General features: G+C 69.4%; 33 protein-coding genes. All 33 read left to right on the forward strand.

Annotated features, from left to right (window positions below; translation table 11 throughout):
- Nucleotides 1-3 precede the first annotated feature (3 nt).
- The gene (gene rplC, locus ABZV93_RS01575; protein ID WP_354928584.1) at nt 4-684 is read left to right on the forward strand and encodes a 50S ribosomal protein L3; all 681 of its coding nucleotides are present in this window, start codon (nt 4-6) and stop codon (nt 682-684) included.
- Nucleotides 681-1,346, forward strand: coding sequence for a 50S ribosomal protein L4 (gene rplD, locus ABZV93_RS01580; RefSeq protein ID WP_354928587.1), 666 nt, complete (start codon nt 681-683; stop codon nt 1,344-1,346). Before rplC ends, rplD begins: the two co-directional genes overlap by 4 nt.
- Nucleotides 1,343-1,648: a 50S ribosomal protein L23 gene (gene rplW, locus ABZV93_RS01585; protein ID WP_354928590.1), complete on the forward strand. Its 306-nt coding sequence runs from the start codon at nt 1,343-1,345 to the stop codon at nt 1,646-1,648. Before rplD ends, rplW begins: the two co-directional genes overlap by 4 nt.
- A gap of 15 nt (nt 1,649-1,663) precedes the next feature.
- Nucleotides 1,664-2,494 (forward strand): 50S ribosomal protein L2, encoded by an 831-nt coding sequence (rplB, locus tag ABZV93_RS01590; RefSeq protein ID WP_092653809.1) that lies wholly within the window; start codon nt 1,664-1,666, stop codon nt 2,492-2,494.
- Between the two features lie 15 nt (nt 2,495-2,509).
- Nucleotides 2,510-2,791, forward strand: a complete 282-nt coding sequence (rpsS, locus tag ABZV93_RS01595) for a 30S ribosomal protein S19 (protein ID WP_092653811.1) — start codon at nt 2,510-2,512, stop codon at nt 2,789-2,791.
- A gap of 35 nt (nt 2,792-2,826) precedes the next feature.
- Complete coding sequence (gene rplV / locus ABZV93_RS01600) at nt 2,827-3,204, forward strand: 50S ribosomal protein L22 (RefSeq protein WP_092884563.1); 378 nt, start codon at nt 2,827-2,829, stop codon at nt 3,202-3,204.
- The gene (rpsC, locus tag ABZV93_RS01605) at nt 3,204-4,064 is read left to right on the forward strand and encodes a 30S ribosomal protein S3 (RefSeq protein WP_354928595.1); all 861 of its coding nucleotides are present in this window, start codon (nt 3,204-3,206) and stop codon (nt 4,062-4,064) included. Before rplV ends, rpsC begins: the two co-directional genes overlap by 1 nt.
- A 2-nt stretch (nt 4,065-4,066) precedes the next feature.
- Complete coding sequence (rplP, locus tag ABZV93_RS01610) at nt 4,067-4,486, forward strand: 50S ribosomal protein L16 (RefSeq protein WP_092653815.1); 420 nt, start codon at nt 4,067-4,069, stop codon at nt 4,484-4,486.
- Nucleotides 4,486-4,734: a 50S ribosomal protein L29 gene (gene rpmC, locus ABZV93_RS01615; protein ID WP_092653817.1), complete on the forward strand. Its 249-nt coding sequence runs from the start codon at nt 4,486-4,488 to the stop codon at nt 4,732-4,734. The genes rplP and rpmC overlap by 1 nt, the downstream gene beginning before the upstream one ends.
- Nucleotides 4,731-5,048 carry a 30S ribosomal protein S17 gene (gene rpsQ, locus ABZV93_RS01620; protein WP_202889419.1) on the forward strand — a complete coding sequence of 106 codons (318 nt, stop codon included), beginning with the start codon at nt 4,731-4,733 and terminating at the stop codon, nt 5,046-5,048. The genes rpmC and rpsQ overlap by 4 nt, the downstream gene beginning before the upstream one ends.
- Before the next feature lie 112 nt (nt 5,049-5,160).
- Nucleotides 5,161-5,529, forward strand: a complete 369-nt coding sequence (gene rplN / locus ABZV93_RS01625) for a 50S ribosomal protein L14 (RefSeq protein ID WP_092653819.1) — start codon at nt 5,161-5,163, stop codon at nt 5,527-5,529.
- Nucleotides 5,530-5,532: 3 nt separating this feature from the next.
- On the forward strand, nt 5,533-5,907 hold the full coding sequence (gene rplX, locus ABZV93_RS01630; RefSeq protein WP_092884137.1) for a 50S ribosomal protein L24: 375 nt from the start codon (nt 5,533-5,535) through the stop codon (nt 5,905-5,907).
- Nucleotides 5,907-6,476, forward strand: coding sequence for a 50S ribosomal protein L5 (rplE, locus tag ABZV93_RS01635; RefSeq protein WP_354928602.1), 570 nt, complete (start codon nt 5,907-5,909; stop codon nt 6,474-6,476). The genes rplX and rplE overlap by 1 nt, the downstream gene beginning before the upstream one ends.
- A 1-nt stretch (nt 6,477) precedes the next feature.
- A complete protein-coding gene (locus ABZV93_RS01640; protein ID WP_092884135.1) occupies nt 6,478-6,663 on the forward strand; it encodes a type Z 30S ribosomal protein S14 in 186 nt (61 codons plus the stop codon).
- A gap of 81 nt (nt 6,664-6,744) precedes the next feature.
- On the forward strand, nt 6,745-7,152 hold the full coding sequence (gene rpsH, locus ABZV93_RS01645; RefSeq protein WP_092653827.1) for a 30S ribosomal protein S8: 408 nt from the start codon (nt 6,745-6,747) through the stop codon (nt 7,150-7,152).
- A gap of 28 nt (nt 7,153-7,180) precedes the next feature.
- Nucleotides 7,181-7,720, forward strand: a complete 540-nt coding sequence (gene rplF, locus ABZV93_RS01650; RefSeq protein WP_354928606.1) for a 50S ribosomal protein L6 — start codon at nt 7,181-7,183, stop codon at nt 7,718-7,720.
- Nucleotides 7,721-7,723: 3 nt separating this feature from the next.
- A complete protein-coding gene (gene rplR / locus ABZV93_RS01655; protein ID WP_179789354.1) occupies nt 7,724-8,107 on the forward strand; it encodes a 50S ribosomal protein L18 in 384 nt (127 codons plus the stop codon).
- A 27-nt stretch (nt 8,108-8,134) separates the two neighbouring features.
- Nucleotides 8,135-8,737, forward strand: coding sequence for a 30S ribosomal protein S5 (rpsE, locus tag ABZV93_RS01660; RefSeq protein WP_354928610.1), 603 nt, complete (start codon nt 8,135-8,137; stop codon nt 8,735-8,737).
- Nucleotides 8,737-8,919: a 50S ribosomal protein L30 gene (gene rpmD / locus ABZV93_RS01665; protein WP_092653835.1), complete on the forward strand. Its 183-nt coding sequence runs from the start codon at nt 8,737-8,739 to the stop codon at nt 8,917-8,919. The genes rpsE and rpmD overlap by 1 nt, the downstream gene beginning before the upstream one ends.
- 2 nt (nt 8,920-8,921) lie before the next feature.
- Nucleotides 8,922-9,410, forward strand: a complete 489-nt coding sequence (gene rplO / locus ABZV93_RS01670) for a 50S ribosomal protein L15 (RefSeq protein WP_354928613.1) — start codon at nt 8,922-8,924, stop codon at nt 9,408-9,410.
- Nucleotides 9,411-9,616: 206 nt separating this feature from the next.
- Nucleotides 9,617-10,915, forward strand: coding sequence for a preprotein translocase subunit SecY (gene secY / locus ABZV93_RS01675; RefSeq protein ID WP_354929723.1), 1,299 nt, complete (start codon nt 9,617-9,619; stop codon nt 10,913-10,915).
- Between the two features lie 5 nt (nt 10,916-10,920).
- Entirely contained in the window at nt 10,921-11,478 is a 558-nt protein-coding gene (locus ABZV93_RS01680) for an adenylate kinase (RefSeq protein ID WP_354929726.1), read from the forward strand.
- A 20-nt stretch (nt 11,479-11,498) separates the two neighbouring features.
- A complete protein-coding gene (map, locus tag ABZV93_RS01685; RefSeq protein ID WP_354928615.1) occupies nt 11,499-12,332 on the forward strand; it encodes a type I methionyl aminopeptidase in 834 nt (277 codons plus the stop codon).
- A gap of 169 nt (nt 12,333-12,501) precedes the next feature.
- A complete protein-coding gene (locus tag ABZV93_RS01690) occupies nt 12,502-12,939 on the forward strand; it encodes a DUF1707 domain-containing protein (RefSeq protein ID WP_354928618.1) in 438 nt (145 codons plus the stop codon).
- A 343-nt stretch (nt 12,940-13,282) separates the two neighbouring features.
- Nucleotides 13,283-13,504: a translation initiation factor IF-1 gene (gene infA / locus ABZV93_RS01695; RefSeq protein WP_092653844.1), complete on the forward strand. Its 222-nt coding sequence runs from the start codon at nt 13,283-13,285 to the stop codon at nt 13,502-13,504.
- Nucleotides 13,505-13,607: 103 nt separating this feature from the next.
- Nucleotides 13,608-13,721, forward strand: coding sequence for a 50S ribosomal protein L36 (gene rpmJ / locus ABZV93_RS01700; protein ID WP_020575560.1), 114 nt, complete (start codon nt 13,608-13,610; stop codon nt 13,719-13,721).
- A 204-nt stretch (nt 13,722-13,925) separates the two neighbouring features.
- Nucleotides 13,926-14,306 carry a 30S ribosomal protein S13 gene (rpsM, locus tag ABZV93_RS01705; RefSeq protein ID WP_092653846.1) on the forward strand — a complete coding sequence of 127 codons (381 nt, stop codon included), beginning with the start codon at nt 13,926-13,928 and terminating at the stop codon, nt 14,304-14,306.
- An 80-nt stretch (nt 14,307-14,386) separates the two neighbouring features.
- Nucleotides 14,387-14,794 (forward strand): 30S ribosomal protein S11, encoded by a 408-nt coding sequence (gene rpsK / locus ABZV93_RS01710; protein WP_092884124.1) that lies wholly within the window; start codon nt 14,387-14,389, stop codon nt 14,792-14,794.
- 38 nt (nt 14,795-14,832) lie between these two features.
- Complete coding sequence (gene rpsD, locus ABZV93_RS01715; RefSeq protein WP_354928624.1) at nt 14,833-15,441, forward strand: 30S ribosomal protein S4; 609 nt, start codon at nt 14,833-14,835, stop codon at nt 15,439-15,441.
- Nucleotides 15,442-15,524: 83 nt separating this feature from the next.
- On the forward strand, nt 15,525-16,538 hold the full coding sequence (locus tag ABZV93_RS01720; protein WP_092653852.1) for a DNA-directed RNA polymerase subunit alpha: 1,014 nt from the start codon (nt 15,525-15,527) through the stop codon (nt 16,536-16,538).
- Between the two features lie 135 nt (nt 16,539-16,673).
- Entirely contained in the window at nt 16,674-17,231 is a 558-nt protein-coding gene (gene rplQ / locus ABZV93_RS01725) for a 50S ribosomal protein L17 (RefSeq protein WP_354928628.1), read from the forward strand.
- 143 nt (nt 17,232-17,374) lie between these two features.
- Nucleotides 17,375-18,214 (forward strand): tRNA pseudouridine(38-40) synthase TruA, encoded by an 840-nt coding sequence (gene truA / locus ABZV93_RS01730; protein WP_354929729.1) that lies wholly within the window; start codon nt 17,375-17,377, stop codon nt 18,212-18,214.
- Entirely contained in the window at nt 18,211-18,813 is a 603-nt protein-coding gene (locus ABZV93_RS01735) for a methyltransferase (protein WP_354928631.1), read from the forward strand. Before truA ends, ABZV93_RS01735 begins: the two co-directional genes overlap by 4 nt.
- Nucleotides 18,814-18,906 lie beyond the last annotated feature (93 nt).

Genomic DNA, 18,906 nt, shown 5'->3' on the forward strand with positions numbered 1-18,906 from the left:
CCTATGAGCAGCGTGAACAGTGTGAGCCAAGGCGCGGCCCGTGAGGTACGCGGCCTGTTGGGCGAGAAGATCGGCATGACGCAGGTCTGGGACGACCAGAACCGCCTCGTGCCGGTGACCGTGGTCAAGGCCGGCCCGTGTGTGGTCACCCAGGTGCGCACACCGGACCGGGACGGCTACGCGGCGGTCCAGATCGCGTACGGCGCGATCGACCCCCGCAAGGTCAACAAGCCCGAGCAGGGCCACTTCTCCAAGGCCGGCGTGACGCCGCGCCGCTACACGGTGGAGCTCCGCACGGCGGACGCGGCCTCCTACGACACCGGCCAGGAGATCACGGCCGAGGTGTTCGAGGCGGGCCAGGACGTCGACGTGACGGCCACCAGCAAGGGGAAGGGGTTCGCGGGCGTCATGAAGCGGCACGGCTTCCACGGCCTGCGGGCGAGCCACGGTGTGGAGCGCAAGCACCGCTCCCCGGGTTCGATCGGCGCCTGCGCGACCCCCGGTCGCGTCTTCAAGGGCGTCCGGATGGCCGGCCGGATGGGCGGCGTCCGGGTGACCACCCAGAACGTCACCGTCCACGCGGTGGATGCCGAGAAGGGTCTGGTGCTCCTCAAGGGCGCCGTCCCCGGCGCCCGCGGTGGTCTGGTGCTCATCCGCAACGCGGCGAAGGGAGCGGCCAAGTGACGGCGACGAGCATCGATGTCGTCGACCACACCGGCGGCAAGACCGGTTCGGTCGACCTGCCGGCGGAGATCTTCGACGTCCAGGTCAACGTGCCGTTGATCCACCAGGTCGTGGTGGCCCAGCAGGCGGCGGCCCGTCAGGGCACGCACGCCGCGAAGGGTCGCTCGCAGGTGTCCGGCGGTGGCGCGAAGCCGTACCGCCAGAAGGGCACCGGCCGTGCCCGGCAGGGCTCGCGGCGGGCGCCGCAGTTCGCCGGCGGTGGTGTGGTCCACGGCCCGCAGCCGCGGTCCTACGACCAGCGCACGCCCAAGAAGATGAAGGCCGCCGCCCTGCGCGGTGCGCTGTCCGACCGGGCCCGCCACGGCCGCGTGCACGTGGTGAGCTCGCTGGTCGAGGGCGACGCCCCGTCCACCAAGGCCGCGGTCGCGGCGCTGGCGAAGATCGCCGGCGGCGCGCAGCTCCTGGTCGTGGTCGACCGTGAGGACGCGCTCACCTGGCACAGCCTGCGCAACGTGCCGAGCGTGCACCTGATCGTGCCGGACCAGCTGAACACCTACGACGTGCTCACGTCGGACGAGGTGGTCTTCACCAGCGAGGCGTACGCCACCTTCACCGGTGCGAACGCCACGGACACCACGACTGAGGCAGGGGAGGACGCGTGAGCAACCTGCACAAGGACCACCGCGACGTGCTTGTCGCGCCGGTGATCAGTGAGAAGAGCTACGGCCTCCTCGACCAGAACAAGTACACGTTCCTGGTGAGCCCGAGCGCCAACAAGACCGAGATCAAGATCGCGGTCGAGAAGGTGTTCGACGTGAAGGTGACCGAGGTCAACACGCTCAACCGGCAGGGCAAGCGCCGCCGTACCCGCTACGGCTGGGGTCAGCGGGCGAGCACCAAGCGAGCGATTGTCACCGTGGCCGACGGCCAGCGGATCGACATCTTCGGCGGACCGGTTTCGTAAGGCGAGGACTGACGAATGGCTATCCGTAAGTACAAGCCGACGACACCCGGTCGTCGTGGCGCGAGTGTCGCGGACTTCGCGGAGATCACGCGCACGACGCCCGAGAAGTCGCTGCTGCGCCCCCTTCCGAAGAAGGGTGGCCGCAACAACACCGGCCGGATCACGACCAGGCACCAGGGCGGCGGTCACAAGCGCGCCTATCGCCTGATCGACTTCCGGCGGTTCGACAAGGACGGCGTGCCGGCGAAGGTCGCGGAGATCGAGTACGACCCCAACCGCACCGCCCGGATCGCGCTGCTCCACTACGTGGACGGCGAGAAGCGCTACATCCTGGCTCCGGCCCGGCTCCAGCAGGGGCAGCGGGTCGAGAGCGGGGTCGGCGCCGACATCAAGCCCGGCAACAACCTTCCGCTCCGCAACATCCCGGTCGGCACCACGGTGCACGCGATCGAGCTGCGGCCCGGTGGGGGAGCCAAGATCGGTCGCTCCGCCGGTGCCAGCGTCCAGTTGGTCGCCCGCGAGGGTGCGATGGCGTCGCTGCGGATGCCCTCCGGTGAGATCCGGATGGTGGACGTGCGCTGCCGCGCCACCGTCGGTGAGGTCGGCAACGCCGAGCAGAGCAACATCTCGCTCGGCAAGGCCGGCCGCAACCGCTGGAAGGGCAAGCGGCCGTCGGTGCGCGGTGTCGTGATGAACCCCGTCGACCACCCGCTCGGTGGTGGCGAGGGCAAGTCCTCAGGTGGCCGGCACCCGGTGTCGCCGTGGGGCAAGCCCGAGGGTCGCACCCGCCGCAACAAGCCAAGTGACCGTTTGATCGTCCGTCGCCGCAAGAGCGGCAAGCGGTAAGAGGGAGCCTGAACGATGCCACGCAGCCTCAAGAAGGGCCCCTTCGTCGACGACCACCTGATCAAGAAGGTGGACGCCCAGAACGACAAGGGGAGCAAGCAGGTCATCAAGACCTGGTCGCGCCGCTCGATGATCGTGCCGGCGATGCTGGGCCACACGATCGCCGTTCACGACGGACGCAAGCACGTACCGGTCTTCGTGACCGAGGCGATGGTCGGGCACAAGCTCGGCGAGTTCGCCCCGACGCGGACGTTCCGCGGTCACGAGAAGGACGACCGAAGGAGCCGGCGCCGGTGACCGCCACAGTCAGGAGTGACGCCATGGAAGCGGCCGTGGAGGCCAGGGCCGTCGCGCGATTCGTTCGCATCACCCCGAGGAAGGCCCGCCGGGTCGTCGACCTCATCCGCGGCCACCGGGCCGAGGACGCGGTCAACCTGCTGCGCTTCGCGCCGCAGGCGGCCAGCGAGCCGGTGCTGAAGGTGCTGGAGAGTGCGATGGCCAACGCCGAGCACAACCTCCAGCTCAACCGCGGCACGCTGCGGGTCGTTCGGGCGTACGTCGACGAGGGTCCGACGATGAAGCGTTGGCGTGCCCGCGCTCAGGGTAGGCCCGGACCGCTGGAAAAGCGGACCTGTCACATCACCGTGGTCGTGGAGCCGACAGACGAGCAGCCGGCCGCCGGCCAGCAGAGGAACAGGAGGACCCGCTAGTGGGACAGAAGGTCAACCCGCACGGGTACCGCCTCGGAGTCACCACCGACCACAAGAGCCGGTGGTACGCCGACAAGCTCTACAAGTCCTACATCGCCGAGGACGTGTCGATCCGTCGCCTGCTCACCAAGGGCATGGACCGGGCCGGCATCTCCAAGGTCGAGATCGAGCGCACCCGCGACCGGGTTCGCGTCGACATCTACACCGCACGTCCGGGCATCGTGATCGGCCGGCGTGGTGTCGAGGCCGACCGCATCCGCGGCGAGCTGGAGAAGCTCACCGGCAAGCAGGTGCAGATGAACGTCCTCGAGGTGAAGAACCCCGAGGTCGACGCGCAGCTGGTCGCCCAGGGCGTGGCCGAGCAGCTGGCCAGCCGGGTGGCGTTCCGCCGGGCCATGCGCAAGGCGCTGCAGAGCGCGAACAAGGCCGGCGCGCTGGGGATCAAGGTCCAGTGCTCGGGTCGCCTCGGCGGCGCCGAGATGTCGCGGTCGGAGTTCTACCGCGAGGGCCGGGTTCCGCTGCACACGCTGCGTGCCGACATCGACTACGGCTTCTACGAGGCCCGTACGACGTTCGGCCGGATCGGCGTGAAGGTCTGGATCTACAAGGGCGAGGTCCCGGTCTCCCGGGCCGAGCGTGAGCAGAAGCAGATGGAGGCCCGCAACGCGGCCCAGCGTCGTCCCGGTGGCGAGCGTCCGCCGCGTGGCGGCCGCCGTGGCGGTGGCGCCGGTGGTGGCGAGCGACGTGAGCGGCGCGACAGCGGGCGGCAGCAGCAGCCCGCCGCGGCGAGCACCGAGGCGAGCGCTCCCGAGTCCGCCGGTGCGGCCTCCGGTACGACAAGCACCGGACAGGAGGGCTGACGATGCTCATCCCGCGGAAGGTCAAGCACCGCAAGCAACACACCCCGAAGCGGCGCGGCATGGCCAAGGGCGGCACGTCGGTGGCGTTCGGTGAGTACGGCATCCAGGCCCTGGAGAGCCACTTCGTCACCAACCGGCAGATCGAGGCGGCTCGTATCGCCATGACCCGGCACATCAAGCGTGGCGGCAAGGTGTGGATCAACATCTTCCCCGACCGCCCGCTGACCAAGAAGCCGGCCGAGACCCGGATGGGTTCCGGTAAGGGTTCGCCGGAGTGGTGGATCGCCAACATCAAGCCGGGCCGGGTGATGTTCGAGCTGGCCTACCCCAACGAGCAGGTCGCTCGTGAGGCACTGCAGCGGGCGATTCACAAGCTGCCCATGAAGTGCCGCATCGTGAAGCGTGAGGCAGGTGAAGGCTGATGGCCACGACATCCAAGGCCACTGAGCTGCGCAACCTCGGCGCGGACGAGCTGGCGGACAAGCTTCGCGAGGCGAAGGAAGAGTTGTTCAACCTCCGCTTCCAGGGCGCGACCGGCCAGCTGGAGAGCCACGGCCGGCTGCGCACCGTGCGGCGGGAGATCGCGCGGATCTACACGGTGATGCGGGAGCGCGAGCTCGGCATCACCGCCGCGGTCGAGTCCGATTCGACGGCGGAGGGAGCCGCATGAGCACGAACGAAGAGGTGGGATCGGTGTCCGCCGCGCAGACGGGTGCTACGACGACCGAGCAGAAGCGTGGCTTCCGCAAGACCCGCGAGGGCCTGGTCGTCAGCGACAAGATGGACAAGACCGTTGTGGTCGAGGTCGAGGACCGCGTCAAGCACGCCCTCTACGGCAAGGTCATGCGCCGGACCAACCGGCTCAAGGCCCACGACGAGGCGAACGAGTGCGGCGTCGGCGACCGGGTGCTCCTGATGGAGACCAGGCCGCTGTCGGCGACGAAGCGCTGGCGGATCGTCGAGATTCTCGAGAAGGCCAAGTAAGGATTTCGAGCGGCATCATGCCCGCGAAGACCAGAGCCGATCGGCGACGCCGGTCGTCGAAGAAGTTGGACAGCCGGCGGTGCCGGTTGGGTCGTCCGACAGGGAGACTGTGGTGATTCAGCAGGAGTCGCGACTGAAGGTCGCCGACAACACGGGAGCCAAGGAAATCTTGTGCATCCGCGTCCTCGGCGGCTCCGGTCGGCGGTACGCCGGGATCGGCGACGTCATCGTCGCCACCGTGAAGGACGCCATCCCCGGTGGCAACGTCAAGAAGGGCGAGGTCGTCAAGGCCGTCGTCGTACGCACCGTCAAGGAGCGCCGGCGTCCGGACGGGTCCTACATCCGCTTCGACGAGAACGCCGCGGTCCTGCTGAGGAACGACGGCGAGCCCCGCGGGACCCGCATCTTCGGGCCGGTCGGGCGTGAACTTCGCGAGAAGCGCTACATGCGGATCATCTCGCTCGCTCCGGAGGTGCTCTAGACCATGGCGAATTCGCTGCACATCAAGAAGGGCGACCTCGTACGGGTCACCGTCGGCCGCGACCGTGGGGTCGAAGGCAAGGTGATCGACGTGGACCCGGCCAAGGGCAGGGTCTTCGTCGAGGGCGCCAACCGCGTGAAGCGGCACACGAAGGTGGTCCAGGGCGGCGGCCGTCAGGGCACGACCGGCGGGATCGTGACGCAGGAGGCCTCCATTCCGGTCTCCAACGTCACCCTGCTGGTCGAGGTCGACGGCAAGAAGGTGCCGACCCGGGTGGGCTACGACCGGCGTGAGGTGGAGAAGACCCGCGCCGACGGTTCGACGTACAAGGCCTTCCGCAGCGTGCGTATCGCTCGGAAGACCGGCGAGGAGATCTGATGACGGCTGCGACCGAGGAGCGCGTACAGCCTCGCCTCAAGGCGCGCTACCGCAACGAGATTGCCGGGTCCCTGCGCAAGGAGTTCGGCTTCGCCAACCCCATGCAGGTCCCGACGGTGACCAAGGTCATCGTCAACATGGGTGTCGGTGACGCCGCGCGCGACTCCAAGCTGATCGACGGCGCCGTGCGCGACCTGACCAACATCACCGGCCAGAAGCCGGCGGTCACCCGGGCCCGCAAGTCCATCGCGCAGTTCAAGCTGCGCGAGGGCATGCCGATCGGCACGCACGTGACGCTGCGCGGCGACCGGATGTGGGAGTTCCTGGACCGGTTGCTCTCCCTCGCGCTGCCGCGCATCCGCGACTTCCGGGGTCTGTCGCCCAGGCAGTTCGACGGCCGCGGCAACTACACGTTCGGCCTCACCGAGCAGGTGATGTTCCACGAGATCGACCCCGACCAGATCGACCGGTCGCGTGGCATGGACATCACCGTGGTGACGACCGCATCGAATGACGAGGAGGGGCGCGCTCTCCTCCGGCACCTCGGTTTCCCGTTCAAGGAGTCCTGACGTGGCTAAGACAGCCCTGATCAACAAGGCGAAGGCCAAGCCGAAGTTCGGCGTGCGCGCCTACACCCGTTGCCAGCGGTGCGGTCGGCCGCGTGCGGTCTTCCGCAAGTTCGGTCTCTGCCGGATCTGCGTGCGCGAGATGGGACACCGCGGCGAGCTGCCCGGTGTGACCAAGAGCAGCTGGTAAGCCGACCACAGGCATCGCCTTCCCAACTAGTCACCTCAGGTCCGGAGCCCCGGAAACCGTGGTGAGAAAGTGGCCAGACCTATGAGCATGACCGACCCGATCGCAGACATGTTGACCCGTCTGCGCAACGCCAACCGGGCGTATCACGACACCACCTCGATGCCCTACAGCAAGCTCAAGGCGGGCATCGCCGAGATCCTCCAGCAGGAGGGTTACATCGCCGGCTGGCGGGTCGAGGAGCCGGAGGCCGGCGCGGTGGGCAAGACCCTCGTGCTGCAGCTGCGCTTCGGTCCCAGCCGGGAGCGCTCCATCGCGGGTATCCGGCGGATCTCCAAGCCGGGCCTGCGGGTTTACGCGAAGTCGACCGGCCTGCCGAAGGTGCTCGGCGGACTCGGCATCGCGATCATTTCGACGTCGCAGGGGCTGCTGACAGACCGGCAGGCCACCCAGCGTCGCGTAGGCGGCGAAGTCGTCGCCTACGTGTGGTAACGGGAACGGGAAGGAGGAAGGACACCGCATGTCCCGCATCGGCAAGCTCCCCATCCCGGTGCCCTCGGGCGTCGACGTGGCGATCGATGGCCAGACGGTCACCGTGAAGGGGCCCAAGGGAACCCTGGCGCACACCGTCTCGGCACCCATCACGGTCGTCCAGGACGAAGGACAGCTCGAGGTCAGGCGTCCCGACGACGAGCGCAGGAGCAAGGAGCTCCACGGGCTCAGTCGCACGCTGGTCTCCAACATGATCGTCGGGGTGACGCAGGGCTACGAGCGCAAGCTCGAGATCGTCGGCGTCGGCTACCGGGTGGTGCCCAAGGGCCCCACCCAGCTCGAGCTCTCGCTCGGCTACAGCCACCCGATCACGTTCGACGCCCCCGAAGGCGTGACGTTCGCCGTGGAGACGGCCACCAAGTTCTCGGTCTCCGGGATCAACAAGCAGCAGGTCGGTGAGGTCGCCGCCAACATCCGCAAGCTGCGCAAGCCGGAGCCGTACAAGGGCAAGGGCATTCGTTACGCCGGCGAGCAGGTTCGGCGCAAGGTCGGAAAGGCGGGTAAGTAAGCGATGGCCGCCAGTCTCAGCAGCCACAGGACCGCCAACGCCAAGACGCGCGCGCGTCTGCGCCGCCAGCTGCGGGTGCGGAAGAAGATCTTCGGCACGCCCGAGCGTCCCCGCCTGGTCGTCACCCGATCCGCTCGCCACGTCGTGGCGCAGGTCGTGGACGACACCGCGGGCCACACGCTGGCGTCCGCCTCCACGCTGGAGGCCGACCTGCGTGCCTCGGACGGCGACAAGACCGCGCGGGCCCGCCAGGTCGGCGCGCTGGTCGCCGACCGGGCGAAGGCCGCTGGTGTGTCCGCCGTAGTGTTCGACCGCGCCGGCAACCGGTACCAGGGGCGCGTCGCCGCGCTCGCGGACGGAGCCCGCGAAGCCGGGCTCGAGTTCTGACGTTCGACCAGAAGAAGAGAGGTAACCATGGCTGGACCCCAGCAGCGCCGCGGTAGCGGCACTGGTGACCGCCGGGACCGCCGGGACGAACGTCGGGGCGGTTCGGCGGCGGAGAAGACCGCGTACATCGAGCGGGTCGTCTCGATCAACCGTGTCGCCAAGGTCGTGAAGGGCGGCCGGCGCTTCAGCTTCACCGCGCTGGTCGTCGTCGGCGACGGTGACGGCACCGTGGGCGTCGGTTACGGCAAGGCGAAGGAAGTGCCCTCCGCGATCGCCAAGGGCGTCGAGGAGGCCAAGAAGCACTTCTTCAAGGTCCCCCGTATCCAGGGCACCATCCCGCACCCCGTGCAGGGCGAGAAGGCGGCCGGTGTCGTCCTCCTTCGCCCGGCTTCGCCCGGTACCGGTGTGATCGCCGGTGGACCGGTGCGAGCCGTGCTGGAGTGCGCGGGCATCCACGACATCCTGTCCAAGTCCCTCGGTTCCTCCAACGCGATCAACATCGTCCACGCGACGGTGGAGGCGCTGCGGATGCTCGAGGCGCCGGAGAAGGTCGCGGCTCGCCGCGGTCTGCCGGTCGAGGACGTCGCTCCGGCCGCGTTGCTGCGGGCCCGGGCGGAGGTGAGCGCGTGATGGCGCAGCTCAAGGTCCGCCAGGTCCGATCGACGATCGGCCGCAAGCAGAACCAGCGGGACACCCTCCGGTCGCTCGGGCTCAAGCGCCTGAACGACGTGGTGGTCAAGGAGGACCGTCCGGAGATCCGGGGCATGATCGCGACGGTTTCCCACCTCGTCGCGGTCGAGGAGGTCGACTGACGATGGCTAGCCAGGCCAGGAACAACACGGCCGAGCGGGAGGCCGGCGGTACGCCGCTGCGCGTCCACCACCTGCGGCCGGCGCCCGGCGCGAAGACCGCGCGCACCCGCGTGGGTCGCGGTGAGGGCAGCAAGGGCAAGACCGCCGGGCGGGGCACCAAGGGCAGCAAGGCCCGCGGCAGCATCCCCCCGATGTTCGAGGGCGGCCAGATGCCGCTGCACATGCGGATGCCGAAGCTGAAGGGCTTCAAGAACCCCTTCCGTACCGAGTACCAAGTGGTCAACCTGGACAAGATCAGCGCGCTCTACCCCGACGGCGGCAACGTCACCGTCGAGGCGCTGGTCGCCCACGGCGCGGTCCGCCCGGACCGTCCGGTCAAGGTTCTCGGCACCGGCGAGGTGTCGGCGGCGTTCGAGGTGACTGCCCACAAGTTCTCCCAGAGCGCCCGTGACAAGATCACCGCGGCGGGCGGCACGGTCACCGAGCTGTAGAAGTTCGTCACACACGCGACAAGGTGGGGCGCCACTGGCGGTAAGGTTCCAAGGAACCCCGCCAGGGCGCCCCGTGTGGCGTCGCCGGCCCGAGCGGGCTGTATTGTCCGAGGGAACGTCAGGGCTCCGGGGCGGCGTCGCGTCGGTTCCCAGTGGTGTCCACCGATCACGAGGATCCGCCGCCAGGCGGTACGCAGGAGGACTGGGTGCTCACCGCGTTCGTCAACGCGTTCAAGACGCCGGACCTGCGCAAGAAGCTGCTCTTCACGCTCTTCATCATCGCGTTGTTCCGGGTCGGTTCGGTGCTACCCACCCCAGGGGTGGACGCCGCGGCCGTACGCCGTTGCCTCAACCCCGCGCTGTCGGGTGGTGGCAACAACATCTACGGGATGCTCAACCTCTTCTCCGGCGGCGCACTGCTGCAGCTGTCGGTCTTCGCGCTCACGATCATGCCGTACATCACGGCGAGCATCATCATCCAGCTGCTCACGGTCGTGATCCCACGCCTGGAGACCCTCAAGAAGGAGGGGCACTCCGGCACCCAGAAGATCACGCAGTACACCCGATATCTCACCATCGGCCTGGCGATTCTGCAGTCGACCACGATCGTGGCACTCGCGCGATCGGGCCGGATGTTCCAGGGCTGCAACGAGACGATCATCCCGAACGACAGCATCCTCACCCTGGTGACGATGGTGCTGACCATGACCGCCGGTACCGGCGTGATCATGTGGTTCGGCGAGCTGATCACCGACCGCGGCGTGGGCAACGGCATGTCGGTGCTGATCTTCGTGTCGATCGCGGCGGGCTTCCCGACCGCGCTGTGGGGCATCCGCCAGCAGAAGGGCTGGGTCACCTTCCTCGCGGTGATCGCGATCGGCCTGGTCATCATGGGCGCCGTCATCTACGTCGAGCAGGCCCAGCGCCGGATCCCGGTGCAGTACGCCAAGCGGATGCTCGGCCGGCGCGCCTACGGCGGCAGTTCGACGTACATCCCGCTCAAGGTCAACCAGGCCGGCGTCATCCCGGTGATCTTCGCGTCCAGCCTGCTCTACGTGCCGGTGCTCGCCGCGCAGTTCAATCCGAACGCCCCGTGGGCGCAATGGATCACCACCAACATCTCCCGGGGCGACCACCCGGCCTACATGCTCGGCTTCTTCCTGTTGATCGTGGCGTTCACGTACTTCTACGTGGGCATCACGTTCAACCCGACGGAGGTTGCCGACAACATGAAGAAGCACGGCGGCTTCATCCCGGGCATCCGGGCCGGCAAGCCCACCGAGGATTACCTGCAGTACGTGCTCTCGCGCATCACCGCGCCGGGTTCGCTCTACCTCGGTGTGCTGGCGCTGATCCCGCTGATCGCGTTCGCACTCATCGGGGCCAACCAGAACTTCCCGTTCGGCGGCACGTCCATCCTGATCGTGGTCGGGGTGGGTCTCGACACGGTGAAGCAGATCGAGAGCCAGCTCCAGCAGCGGCACTACGAAGGGTTCCTGCGTTGACGCGCCTGCTCATCATGGGTCCACCCGGCGCGGGCAAGGGCACCCAGGCGAAGAAGATCGCCGAACGACTGCACGTCCCGGCCATCTCGACCGGCGACATCCTGCGGCGCAACGTCGAGGACCGCACGCTCCTCGGCCGGGAGGCGGCCCGCTACCTCGACGCGGGTGAGCTCGTTCCGGACGAGATCATCAACGGCATGGTGCGGGCCCGGCTGGACGAGCCGGACACCGAAGGCGGCTTCCTGCTCGACGGCTACCCGCGCACGCTCGCCCAGGTGGGCACGCTCGACGACATCCTCGCCGACGAGGGGGTGTCACTGGAGCGGGTGCTGGTGCTCACCGTCGACCCCGACGAACTGGTCAAGCGGGTGCTCAACCGCGCCCAGGAGAGCGGCCGCAGCGACGACACCGAGGACGTCATCCGGCGCAGGCTGGAGGTCTACTCCGAGCAGACCGAGCCGCTGCTCGACGTGTACGCCGGACGTGGGCTCCTGGTGCCGGTGAACGGCATGGGCGAGGTCAACGAGGTGACCGAACGGGTGCTGTCCGCGCTCGCGAAGTAAGCGGGGCGACAGGAGGCACCGTGTTCTCAGACCGCAGGCTGCACCTGAAGAAGCCGGCCGAGATCTCGCTCATGCGGGCGGCCGGCCTGGTGGTCGGGCAGACCCTGGAGGCGCTGCGCGCCGCCGTGGCGCCGGGCGTCACCACCGCCGACCTGGACGCGCTGGCGGAGGAACGGATCCGGGCCAGCGGCGCGGTGCCGTCGTTCCTCGGCTACCACGGTTACCCGGCCTCGATCTGCACGTCGGTCAACGACGAGGTGGTGCACGGGATCCCGGGCGGCCGGACCCTGCGTGAGGGCGACCTCATCTCGATCGACTGTGGCGCGATCGTGGAGGGCTGGCACGGCGACGCGGCGATCACCGTCCCGGTGGGGGAGGTGGAGCCGCGGCTGCTCGAGCTCGCCCGGGTCTGCGAGGAGGCCCTGTGGCGCGGACTGGCCGCGGTGCGCGCCGCCGGCCGCCTCAGCGACGTGTCCGCCGCGGTGGAGACCTACGTACGCGGGCAGGGCGACTACGGCATCGTCGAGGACTACGTGGGCCACGGGATCGGCACCCAGATGCACATGCCGCCCAACGTCCCCAACCTCGGCAAGCCCGGCAAGGGCCCGCGGCTGCAGCCGGGGCTGACGATCGCGGTGGAGCCGATGATCACCCTGGGCTCCCAGGACACCGACGTCCTCGAGGACGACTGGACCGTGGTCACCCGTGACGGCGGCACGGCGGCGCACGTGGAGCACACGGTGGCGCTGACGGAGACCGGCCCGTGGGTCCTCACCGCGCTGGACGGGGGAGCGGCGAAGTTCGCCGAGCTCGGAATCGCCGTCGGCGGGCAGGACAGCCAGCCCGTCGGGTAGGGCCGGCATTCTCGATCCGCTTCACGTGGGTACGGCGTACCAGCGACCCGGGTAGCGACACCGATCCCTCGGGTAGGGCGAACCCCACCATGGGTGAGGGGGAGTACTCCCCTCACCCTGGGGGGTCATCCCGGATGCGGTCCCGCACGCGTCCGGGCAGACTGTCCACGTGCCATATGGACCGGACATGCGCGCCTCCGACGACGACCGGGAGAAGATTGCCTCCCGGCTTCGCGACGCGCACGCGGAGGGACGGCTGTCCCTCGGGGAGTTCCAGGACCGCCTGGACGCGCTCTACTCCGCACAGACCTACGGCGAGCTGGAGCCGCTCGTACGCGACCTGCCGGTGACCCGCGCGCCTCGGACCCAGGCGGTGGTTCCCGGCCGGCCGCCGGCCGCCGACCATCCCGCCCGCTCGGCCCGCCGGGACAAGGGGCTCGCGGTCATGTGGACCATCTGGGCGGCGGCCGTGGCGGTCAATCTGGTCGTCTGGCTCCTGGTCAGCATCACCAACGGGCTGGAGTACTTCTGGCCGATCTGGGTGGCCGGCCCGTGGGGCGCGGTCCTGGGCACGATCACCGTGGCCCGGCGGTACGTCCGGGACTGAGCGGGCTCACTCCGGCCCGATCGGGCGTGACCAGGCCTGATCGGGCCTGGTCCGGATGGACGGACACCCGCTGGAAGCAGCTAGGATCGAGACAGCCGCCCGAGCCGGTCGATTCGGCCCGGTTCGGTGGGGTTCCGGTGACATTTCGGGGGCCGGCGAGGGCCGACTGGAGGTCGGTTCGGTGCCGGTTTCGCATCCTGCCCACCTGTGACGTAAACTCTGACGTCGGTCTTTCCCTGCCCAGCGGCTGGTCGATTGTGCGTGGGCGGGCACAGATGCGGGTGGGCAGCGACCAAGACGTACGCCCGCGACGTTCACACAAGCCAGGCGAAGTGCGGAGGACATGCCGAAAAAGGAAGGTGTCATCGAGATCGAGGGCACGGTTGTCGAGGCGCTCCCCAACGCGATGTTTCGCGTGGAGCTCCAGAACGGCCACAAGGTCCTCGCGCACATCAGCGGCAAGATGCGGCAGCACTACATCCGGATCCTTCCCGAGGACCGCGTGGTGGTGGAGCTCTCACCCTACGACCTGACTCGTGGGCGGATCGTCTACCGCTACCGCTAAGCAGCAGCGGGGGTGCCGCCCCCGTGGAGCCGACATTCCCGTACGCGGGGCCAGCCCGCCGAGTGGACTGATGGGAGCAGCGCTCCCGTCCGGAGAAGAAGTCATGAAGGTCCAGCCCAGCGTCAAGAAGATCTGCGACAAGTGCAAGGTGATCCGGCGGCACGGCCGGGTCATGGTGATCTGCGAGAACCCACGGCACAAGCAGCGCCAGGGCTGAGCCTGGCGCGGTTCGCCGGCGGGTGCGGTTCGCCACACCCAACCAAGCGTGACCGCTCATCGGTGCATCCGCACCGGTGTCACCCCCGGTCGGAGGCCGGGGCCCGGTCGGAACGCCGGAGTCGAAACGGCTCGGCGTTCCAGGGCAGACCGGGACGCGGCACGTGAGCTAGACCTCCGCCAACCGAAAGGAAACCTGCCCCACATGGCACGACTCGTCGGTGTCGACCTTCCGCGCGACAAGCGCATCGAGGTGGCACTCACCTACATCTTCGGCATCGGTCGCACCCGCGCCCTGGAGACGCTGGACGGAACCGGGGTCAACCCCGACCTCCGCGTCCACCAGTTGGGCGACGAGGAGCTCGTGAAGCTCCGCGACTGGATCGAGGCGAACTACCGGACCGAGGGTGACCTCCGTCGTGAGGTCTCCGCCGACATCCGGCGCAAGATCGAGATCGGTTGCTACGAGGGCGTGCGGCACCGCCGCGGTCTCCCCGTACACGGTCAGCGCACGCGCACCAACGCGCGCACCCGTAAGGGCCCCAAGAAGACCGTCGCCGGGAAGAAGAAGCCGGGCCGCAAGTAGGCCGCAGGCTCCACCAGCCCGCAACGTCAACCGATTCCGGGACTTGATCCCCACCTCGATTTCAGGAGTTTGCCGAGCTCATGCCTCCCAAGAGCAGGACCGCCGGCGCCGCCAAGAAGGTGCGCCGCAAGGAGAAGAAGAACATCGCCTTCGGGCACGCGCACGTGAAGAGCACGTTCAACAACACGATCGTGACCGTCACCGACCCCAACGGTTCGGTGATCGCCTGGGCCAGCGCCGGCACCGTGGGCTTCAAGGGCTCGCGCAAGTCGACGCCGTTCGCCGCCCAGATGGCCGCCGAGGCGGCCGCTCGCCGGGCCATGGAGCACGGCATGAAGAAGGTCGACGTCTACGTCCGCGGTCCGGGCTCCGGCCGCGAGACCGCGATCCGCTCCCTCACGGCTACCGGCCTCGAGGTGGGCACGATCCAGGACGTCACCCCCGTGCCCCACAACGGATGCCGCCCGCCGAAGCGGCGTCGCGTCTGATCCGGCCTGCGCGTATCACGAAGGAGTAGGACTCAACCATGGCCCGTTACACCGGTCCGATGAGCAAGAAGTCGCGCCGACTCGGAATCGACCTCGTCGGCGGCGACAAGGCGTTCGAGCGCCGTCCCTACCCGCCTGGCCAGCACGGCCGCGGGCGCATCAAGGAGAGCGAGTACCTCCTGCAGCTGCGGGAGAAGCAGAAGGCCCGCTACTCCTACGGCATCCTGGAGAAGCAGTTCAGCAAGTACTACGCGGAGGCCCACCGCCGTGCGGGCAAGACCGGTGACAACCTGCTGCAGCTGCTGGAGTGCCGGCTCGACAACGTGATCTACCGCGCGGGCATCGCCCGTACGCGGCGCCACGCCCGGCAGCTGGTCGTGCACGGCCACTTCCAGGTCAACGGCCAGAAGGTCAACGTGCCGAGCTACCAGGTCAGTGCACACGACGTGATCGACGTACGAACGAAGTCGCGTGAGTCGACGCCGTTCGTCATCGCCCGCGAAACCCACGGCGAGCGCCCCGTTCCCGGCTGGCTGGAGGTTCTCCCCGGCAGCCTTCGGGTCCTCGTCCACCAGCTCCCGGTCCGGTCCCAGATCGACATCCCGGTCCAGGAGCAGCTGATCGTCGAGTACTACTCGAAGGTCTGATCCCAACCCCCGGGGGCCACGCGGCCCCCGGGGTACCACCATTCGCGACGTCATATGGCGGATGTCGCGGAAAGGAACGAAACATGCTCATCGCACAGCGACCGTCCCTGACCGAGGAAGTCGTCGACGAACACCGTTCGCGGTTCGTCCTCGAGCCGCTCGAGCCCGGCTTCGGTTACACGCTCGGCAACTCCCTGCGGCGCACGCTGCTGTCGTCGATTCCCGGCGCGGCGGTGACCAGCGTCAAGATCGACGGCGTCCTGCACGAGTTCTCCACCATCCCCGGGGTGAAGGAGGACGTGACCGAGGTCGTCCTCAACCTCAAGGAGCTCGTCGTCTCCAGCGAGCACGACGAGCCGGTGACGATGTACCTCCGCAAGCAGGGCCCCGGTGACGTCACCGCGGCCGACATCGCGCCCCCGGCCGGTGTCGAGGTGCACAACCCGCAGCTGCAGATCGCCACCCTGAACGGCAAGGGCAAGCTGGAGATGGAGCTGGTCGTCGAGCGCGGCCGCGGCTACGTCTCCGCCGTCCAGAACAAGCGAGCGGACGCCGAGATCGGCCGGATCCCGGTCGACTCGATCTACTCGCCGGTCCTCAAGGTCACCTACAAGGTCGAGGCGACCCGCGTTGAGCAGCGCACCGACTTCGACCGGCTGATCGTCGACGTCGAGACCAAGCCGAGCATGCGCCCGCGTGACGCGGTGGCCAGCGCCGGCAAGACCCTGGTCGAGCTGTTCGGGCTGGCCCGGGAGCTGAACGTCGACGCGGAGGGCATCGACATCGGTCCGTCGCCGGTGGACGCCCAGCTCGCGGCCGACCTGGCCCTTCCGGTCGAGGACCTCAACCTCACCGTCCGGTCGTACAACTGCCTCAAGCGCGAGGGCATCCACACCGTGGGTGAGCTGATCTCGCGCAGCGAGCAGGACCTGCTGGACATCCGCAACTTCGGCGCCAAGTCGATCGACGAGGTGAAGCAGAAGCTGGTCGGCATGGGCCTGTCCCTCAAGGACAGCGCGCCCGGGTTCGACCCCACGGCGGCGGTCGACTCCTTCGACGAGGAGGAAGAGAGCTACGCCGAGACCGAGCAGTACTGAGGCGCGAAGCGCCTGACGTACCGCCCGGTCGCCAGCAGTTTGTGACCCCACCCACCCGCGGGCGAGACCTCCGCGTACTCGCCCGCACTGCCACCGGTACCTGATCCGGCCGGTGCAGGAAGGAGAACCTGTTCGATGCCTACTCCCACCAAGGGCGCCCGTCTGGGCGGCAGCGCTTCGCACGAGCGGCTGATGCTGGCCAACCTCGCGACGTCGCTGTTCCGTCACGGCCGCATCACCACGACGGAGACCAAGGCCCGTCGGCTGCGCCCGTTCGCGGAGCGGCTGGTCACCAAGGCCAAGCGAGGTGACCTGCACGCGCGTCGTCAGGTGCACTCGGTGATCCGCGACAAGCAGGTCGTGCACACGCTGTTCGCCGAGATCGGCCCGGGCTTCGAGAGCCGCCCGGGCGGGTACACCCGTATCACCAAGATCGGCCCGCGCAAGGGCGACAACGCGCCGATGGCGGTGATCGAGCTGGTCGAGAGCGGCCCGATCACCTCCAGGTCGCCGAGCGGCAACCGCGCCGCGACGACGACGCCGGCTCCGGCCGCGGCCGCCACCGAGGAAGAGACCACGACCGAGGCGCAGGCCCCGGCGCAGGACACCTCGGCGGAGACCCCGGCGCAGGACTCGGCCGACTCCAGCGGCGCCGAGCAGGCCGGTGAGGGCGACCAGGACGGCAAGTCCTGACGGCCGACCGACCACCCGCGCACGACGAGCCCGCTGTGCCTCCCACCCAGGAGGACGGCGGGCTCGCGTGCCTTCCGGGCAAGCCGAGCGACCGGGCCGAGGCGGGGGAGCGGGCCGGGCAGGACGACCGGCGTGAACCGGCTGTGCGCCTGCGCCTGGACGTGTCCTACGACGGCACCGACTTCGCCGGCTGGGCCGCCCAGCCGGGACAGCGCACGGTTCAGGGTGAGCTGGAGGAGGCACTGGTCCGGGTGCTGCGCCTGCCCGGCCCGGCCGCGGTCACCTGCGCGGGCCGCACCGACGCGGGCGTGCACGCCCGCGGCCAGGTGTGTCACGTCGACGTACCCTCCGCGTCCTTCACGGCGGCGTCGGGCCGGTCCACCCGCAGCCCCGAGCGCGCGCTGACCACCCGGCTGCTCGGCGCCCTCCCGCCGGACGTGCGCGTCAGGGACGTGCGGGTGGCCCCCATCGGTTTCGACGCCCGCTTCTCCGCGCTGTGGCGGCGCTACGCCTACCGGGTCTGCGCCGACCCGGCCGCGGAGGATCCGCTCCGCCGGCACGAGGTGCTCCAGCACCACCGCCGGCCGCTGGACCTGGCCGCCATGAACGCCGCCGCCGGCCGGCTGCTCGGCGAGCACGACTTCGCCGCGTTCTGCCGGCGCCGGGAGGGCGCCACCACGATCCGCCGGCTCCTGGAGCTCGGGTGGGACCGCGAACCATCGGGGCTGCTGGCCTGCCGGGTGGTGGCGGACGCGTTCTGCCACTCGATGGTCCGGGCGCTGGTGGGTGCCCTCCTGCGGGTGGGCGAGGGCGGACGTCCGGTCGATTGGCCGGCGCAGGTGCTGTCCGGGCGCGTCCGCGACTCCGGTGTGCACGTCGTACCGGCGCGTGGGCTGACGCTGGAGGAGGTCGGCTACCCGCCGGCCGAGGAACTCGCCGCCAGGGCGGAGCAGGCCCGCCGAAGGAGGACACCGGCACCGTGAGCGACCACTACTTCGCCGCCACCCCGGGGTCGAAGGCCACGCCCCGGACCGTGACGTTTTCGGCGTACGGACAGACGTACACGCTGGGGTCCTCGACCGGTGTCTTCTCCGGCGACCGGCTCGACCTCGGCACCTCGGTGCTGTTGCGTGAGGTGACGCCGCCCGCGCAGCCGGGCGTCCTCCTCGACCTCGGCTGCGGCTGGGGCCCGATCGCGAGCGTGCTGGCGACCCAGGTTCCGGGCAGCACCGTGTGGGCGGTGGACGTCAACACCCGGGCGCTGGACCTCACCCGCGACAACGCCGACCGACTGGGGGTCGCCGACCGGGTCCGGGTGGCCGCGCCCGACGACGTACCCGACGACGTACGTTTCGACCAGATCTGGTCCAACCCGCCGATCCGGATCGGCAAGCCGGCCCTGCACGCGCTGCTCGAACGCTGGCTGCCCCGGCTCGCGCCCGGCGGGGTGGCCTGGCTGGTGGTGGGCCGCAACCTCGGTGCGGACTCCCTCCAGCGGTGGCTGGCCGAGCAGGGCTGGCGGTGCGAGCGGCACGCCAGCGCCAAGGGGTTCCGCGTGCTCGCCGTACGACCGCCCGCCTGACGGCCCGCCCGGCCGCCCGGCTGACCGCCCGCCTGTCGGCTGCCTGACGGACAGCGGGAACGAACCCGGCGAACTCCGGCATCCGCGGCCCTT

It is taken from the genome of Actinopolymorpha sp. NPDC004070 (assembly GCF_040610475.1).
Lineage (GTDB): Bacteria > Actinomycetota > Actinomycetes > Propionibacteriales > Actinopolymorphaceae > Actinopolymorpha.

Coding starts and splice junctions, on each gene's coding strand:
- rpsQ (WP_202889419.1), top strand. CDS start 4,731: ATGAGCACGAACGAAGAGGTGGGATCGGTGTCCGCCGCGCAGACGGGT.
- rpsK (WP_092884124.1), top strand. CDS start 14,387: ATGCCTCCCAAGAGCAGGACCGCCGGCGCCGCCAAGAAGGTGCGCCGC.
- rplO (WP_354928613.1), top strand. CDS start 8,922: ATGGCTAGCCAGGCCAGGAACAACACGGCCGAGCGGGAGGCCGGCGGT.
- rpmC (WP_092653817.1), top strand. CDS start 4,486: ATGGCCACGACATCCAAGGCCACTGAGCTGCGCAACCTCGGCGCGGAC.
- rplP (WP_092653815.1), top strand. CDS start 4,067: ATGCTCATCCCGCGGAAGGTCAAGCACCGCAAGCAACACACCCCGAAG.
- rpsE (WP_354928610.1), top strand. CDS start 8,135: ATGGCTGGACCCCAGCAGCGCCGCGGTAGCGGCACTGGTGACCGCCGG.
- rplB (WP_092653809.1), top strand. CDS start 1,664: ATGGCTATCCGTAAGTACAAGCCGACGACACCCGGTCGTCGTGGCGCG.
- rplF (WP_354928606.1), top strand. CDS start 7,181: ATGTCCCGCATCGGCAAGCTCCCCATCCCGGTGCCCTCGGGCGTCGAC.
- rplX (WP_092884137.1), top strand. CDS start 5,533: ATGGCGAATTCGCTGCACATCAAGAAGGGCGACCTCGTACGGGTCACC.
- rpsH (WP_092653827.1), top strand. CDS start 6,745: ATGAGCATGACCGACCCGATCGCAGACATGTTGACCCGTCTGCGCAAC.
- rpsM (WP_092653846.1), top strand. CDS start 13,926: ATGGCACGACTCGTCGGTGTCGACCTTCCGCGCGACAAGCGCATCGAG.
- ABZV93_RS01720 (WP_092653852.1), top strand. CDS start 15,525: ATGCTCATCGCACAGCGACCGTCCCTGACCGAGGAAGTCGTCGACGAA.
- rpsS (WP_092653811.1), top strand. CDS start 2,510: ATGCCACGCAGCCTCAAGAAGGGCCCCTTCGTCGACGACCACCTGATC.
- rplE (WP_354928602.1), top strand. CDS start 5,907: ATGACGGCTGCGACCGAGGAGCGCGTACAGCCTCGCCTCAAGGCGCGC.
- rpsD (WP_354928624.1), top strand. CDS start 14,833: ATGGCCCGTTACACCGGTCCGATGAGCAAGAAGTCGCGCCGACTCGGA.
- rpmD (WP_092653835.1), top strand. CDS start 8,737: ATGGCGCAGCTCAAGGTCCGCCAGGTCCGATCGACGATCGGCCGCAAG.
- infA (WP_092653844.1), top strand. CDS start 13,283: ATGCCGAAAAAGGAAGGTGTCATCGAGATCGAGGGCACGGTTGTCGAG.
- rplR (WP_179789354.1), top strand. CDS start 7,724: ATGGCCGCCAGTCTCAGCAGCCACAGGACCGCCAACGCCAAGACGCGC.
- rplQ (WP_354928628.1), top strand. CDS start 16,674: ATGCCTACTCCCACCAAGGGCGCCCGTCTGGGCGGCAGCGCTTCGCAC.
- rplC (WP_354928584.1), top strand. CDS start 4: ATGAGCAGCGTGAACAGTGTGAGCCAAGGCGCGGCCCGTGAGGTACGC.
- rpmJ (WP_020575560.1), top strand. CDS start 13,608: ATGAAGGTCCAGCCCAGCGTCAAGAAGATCTGCGACAAGTGCAAGGTG.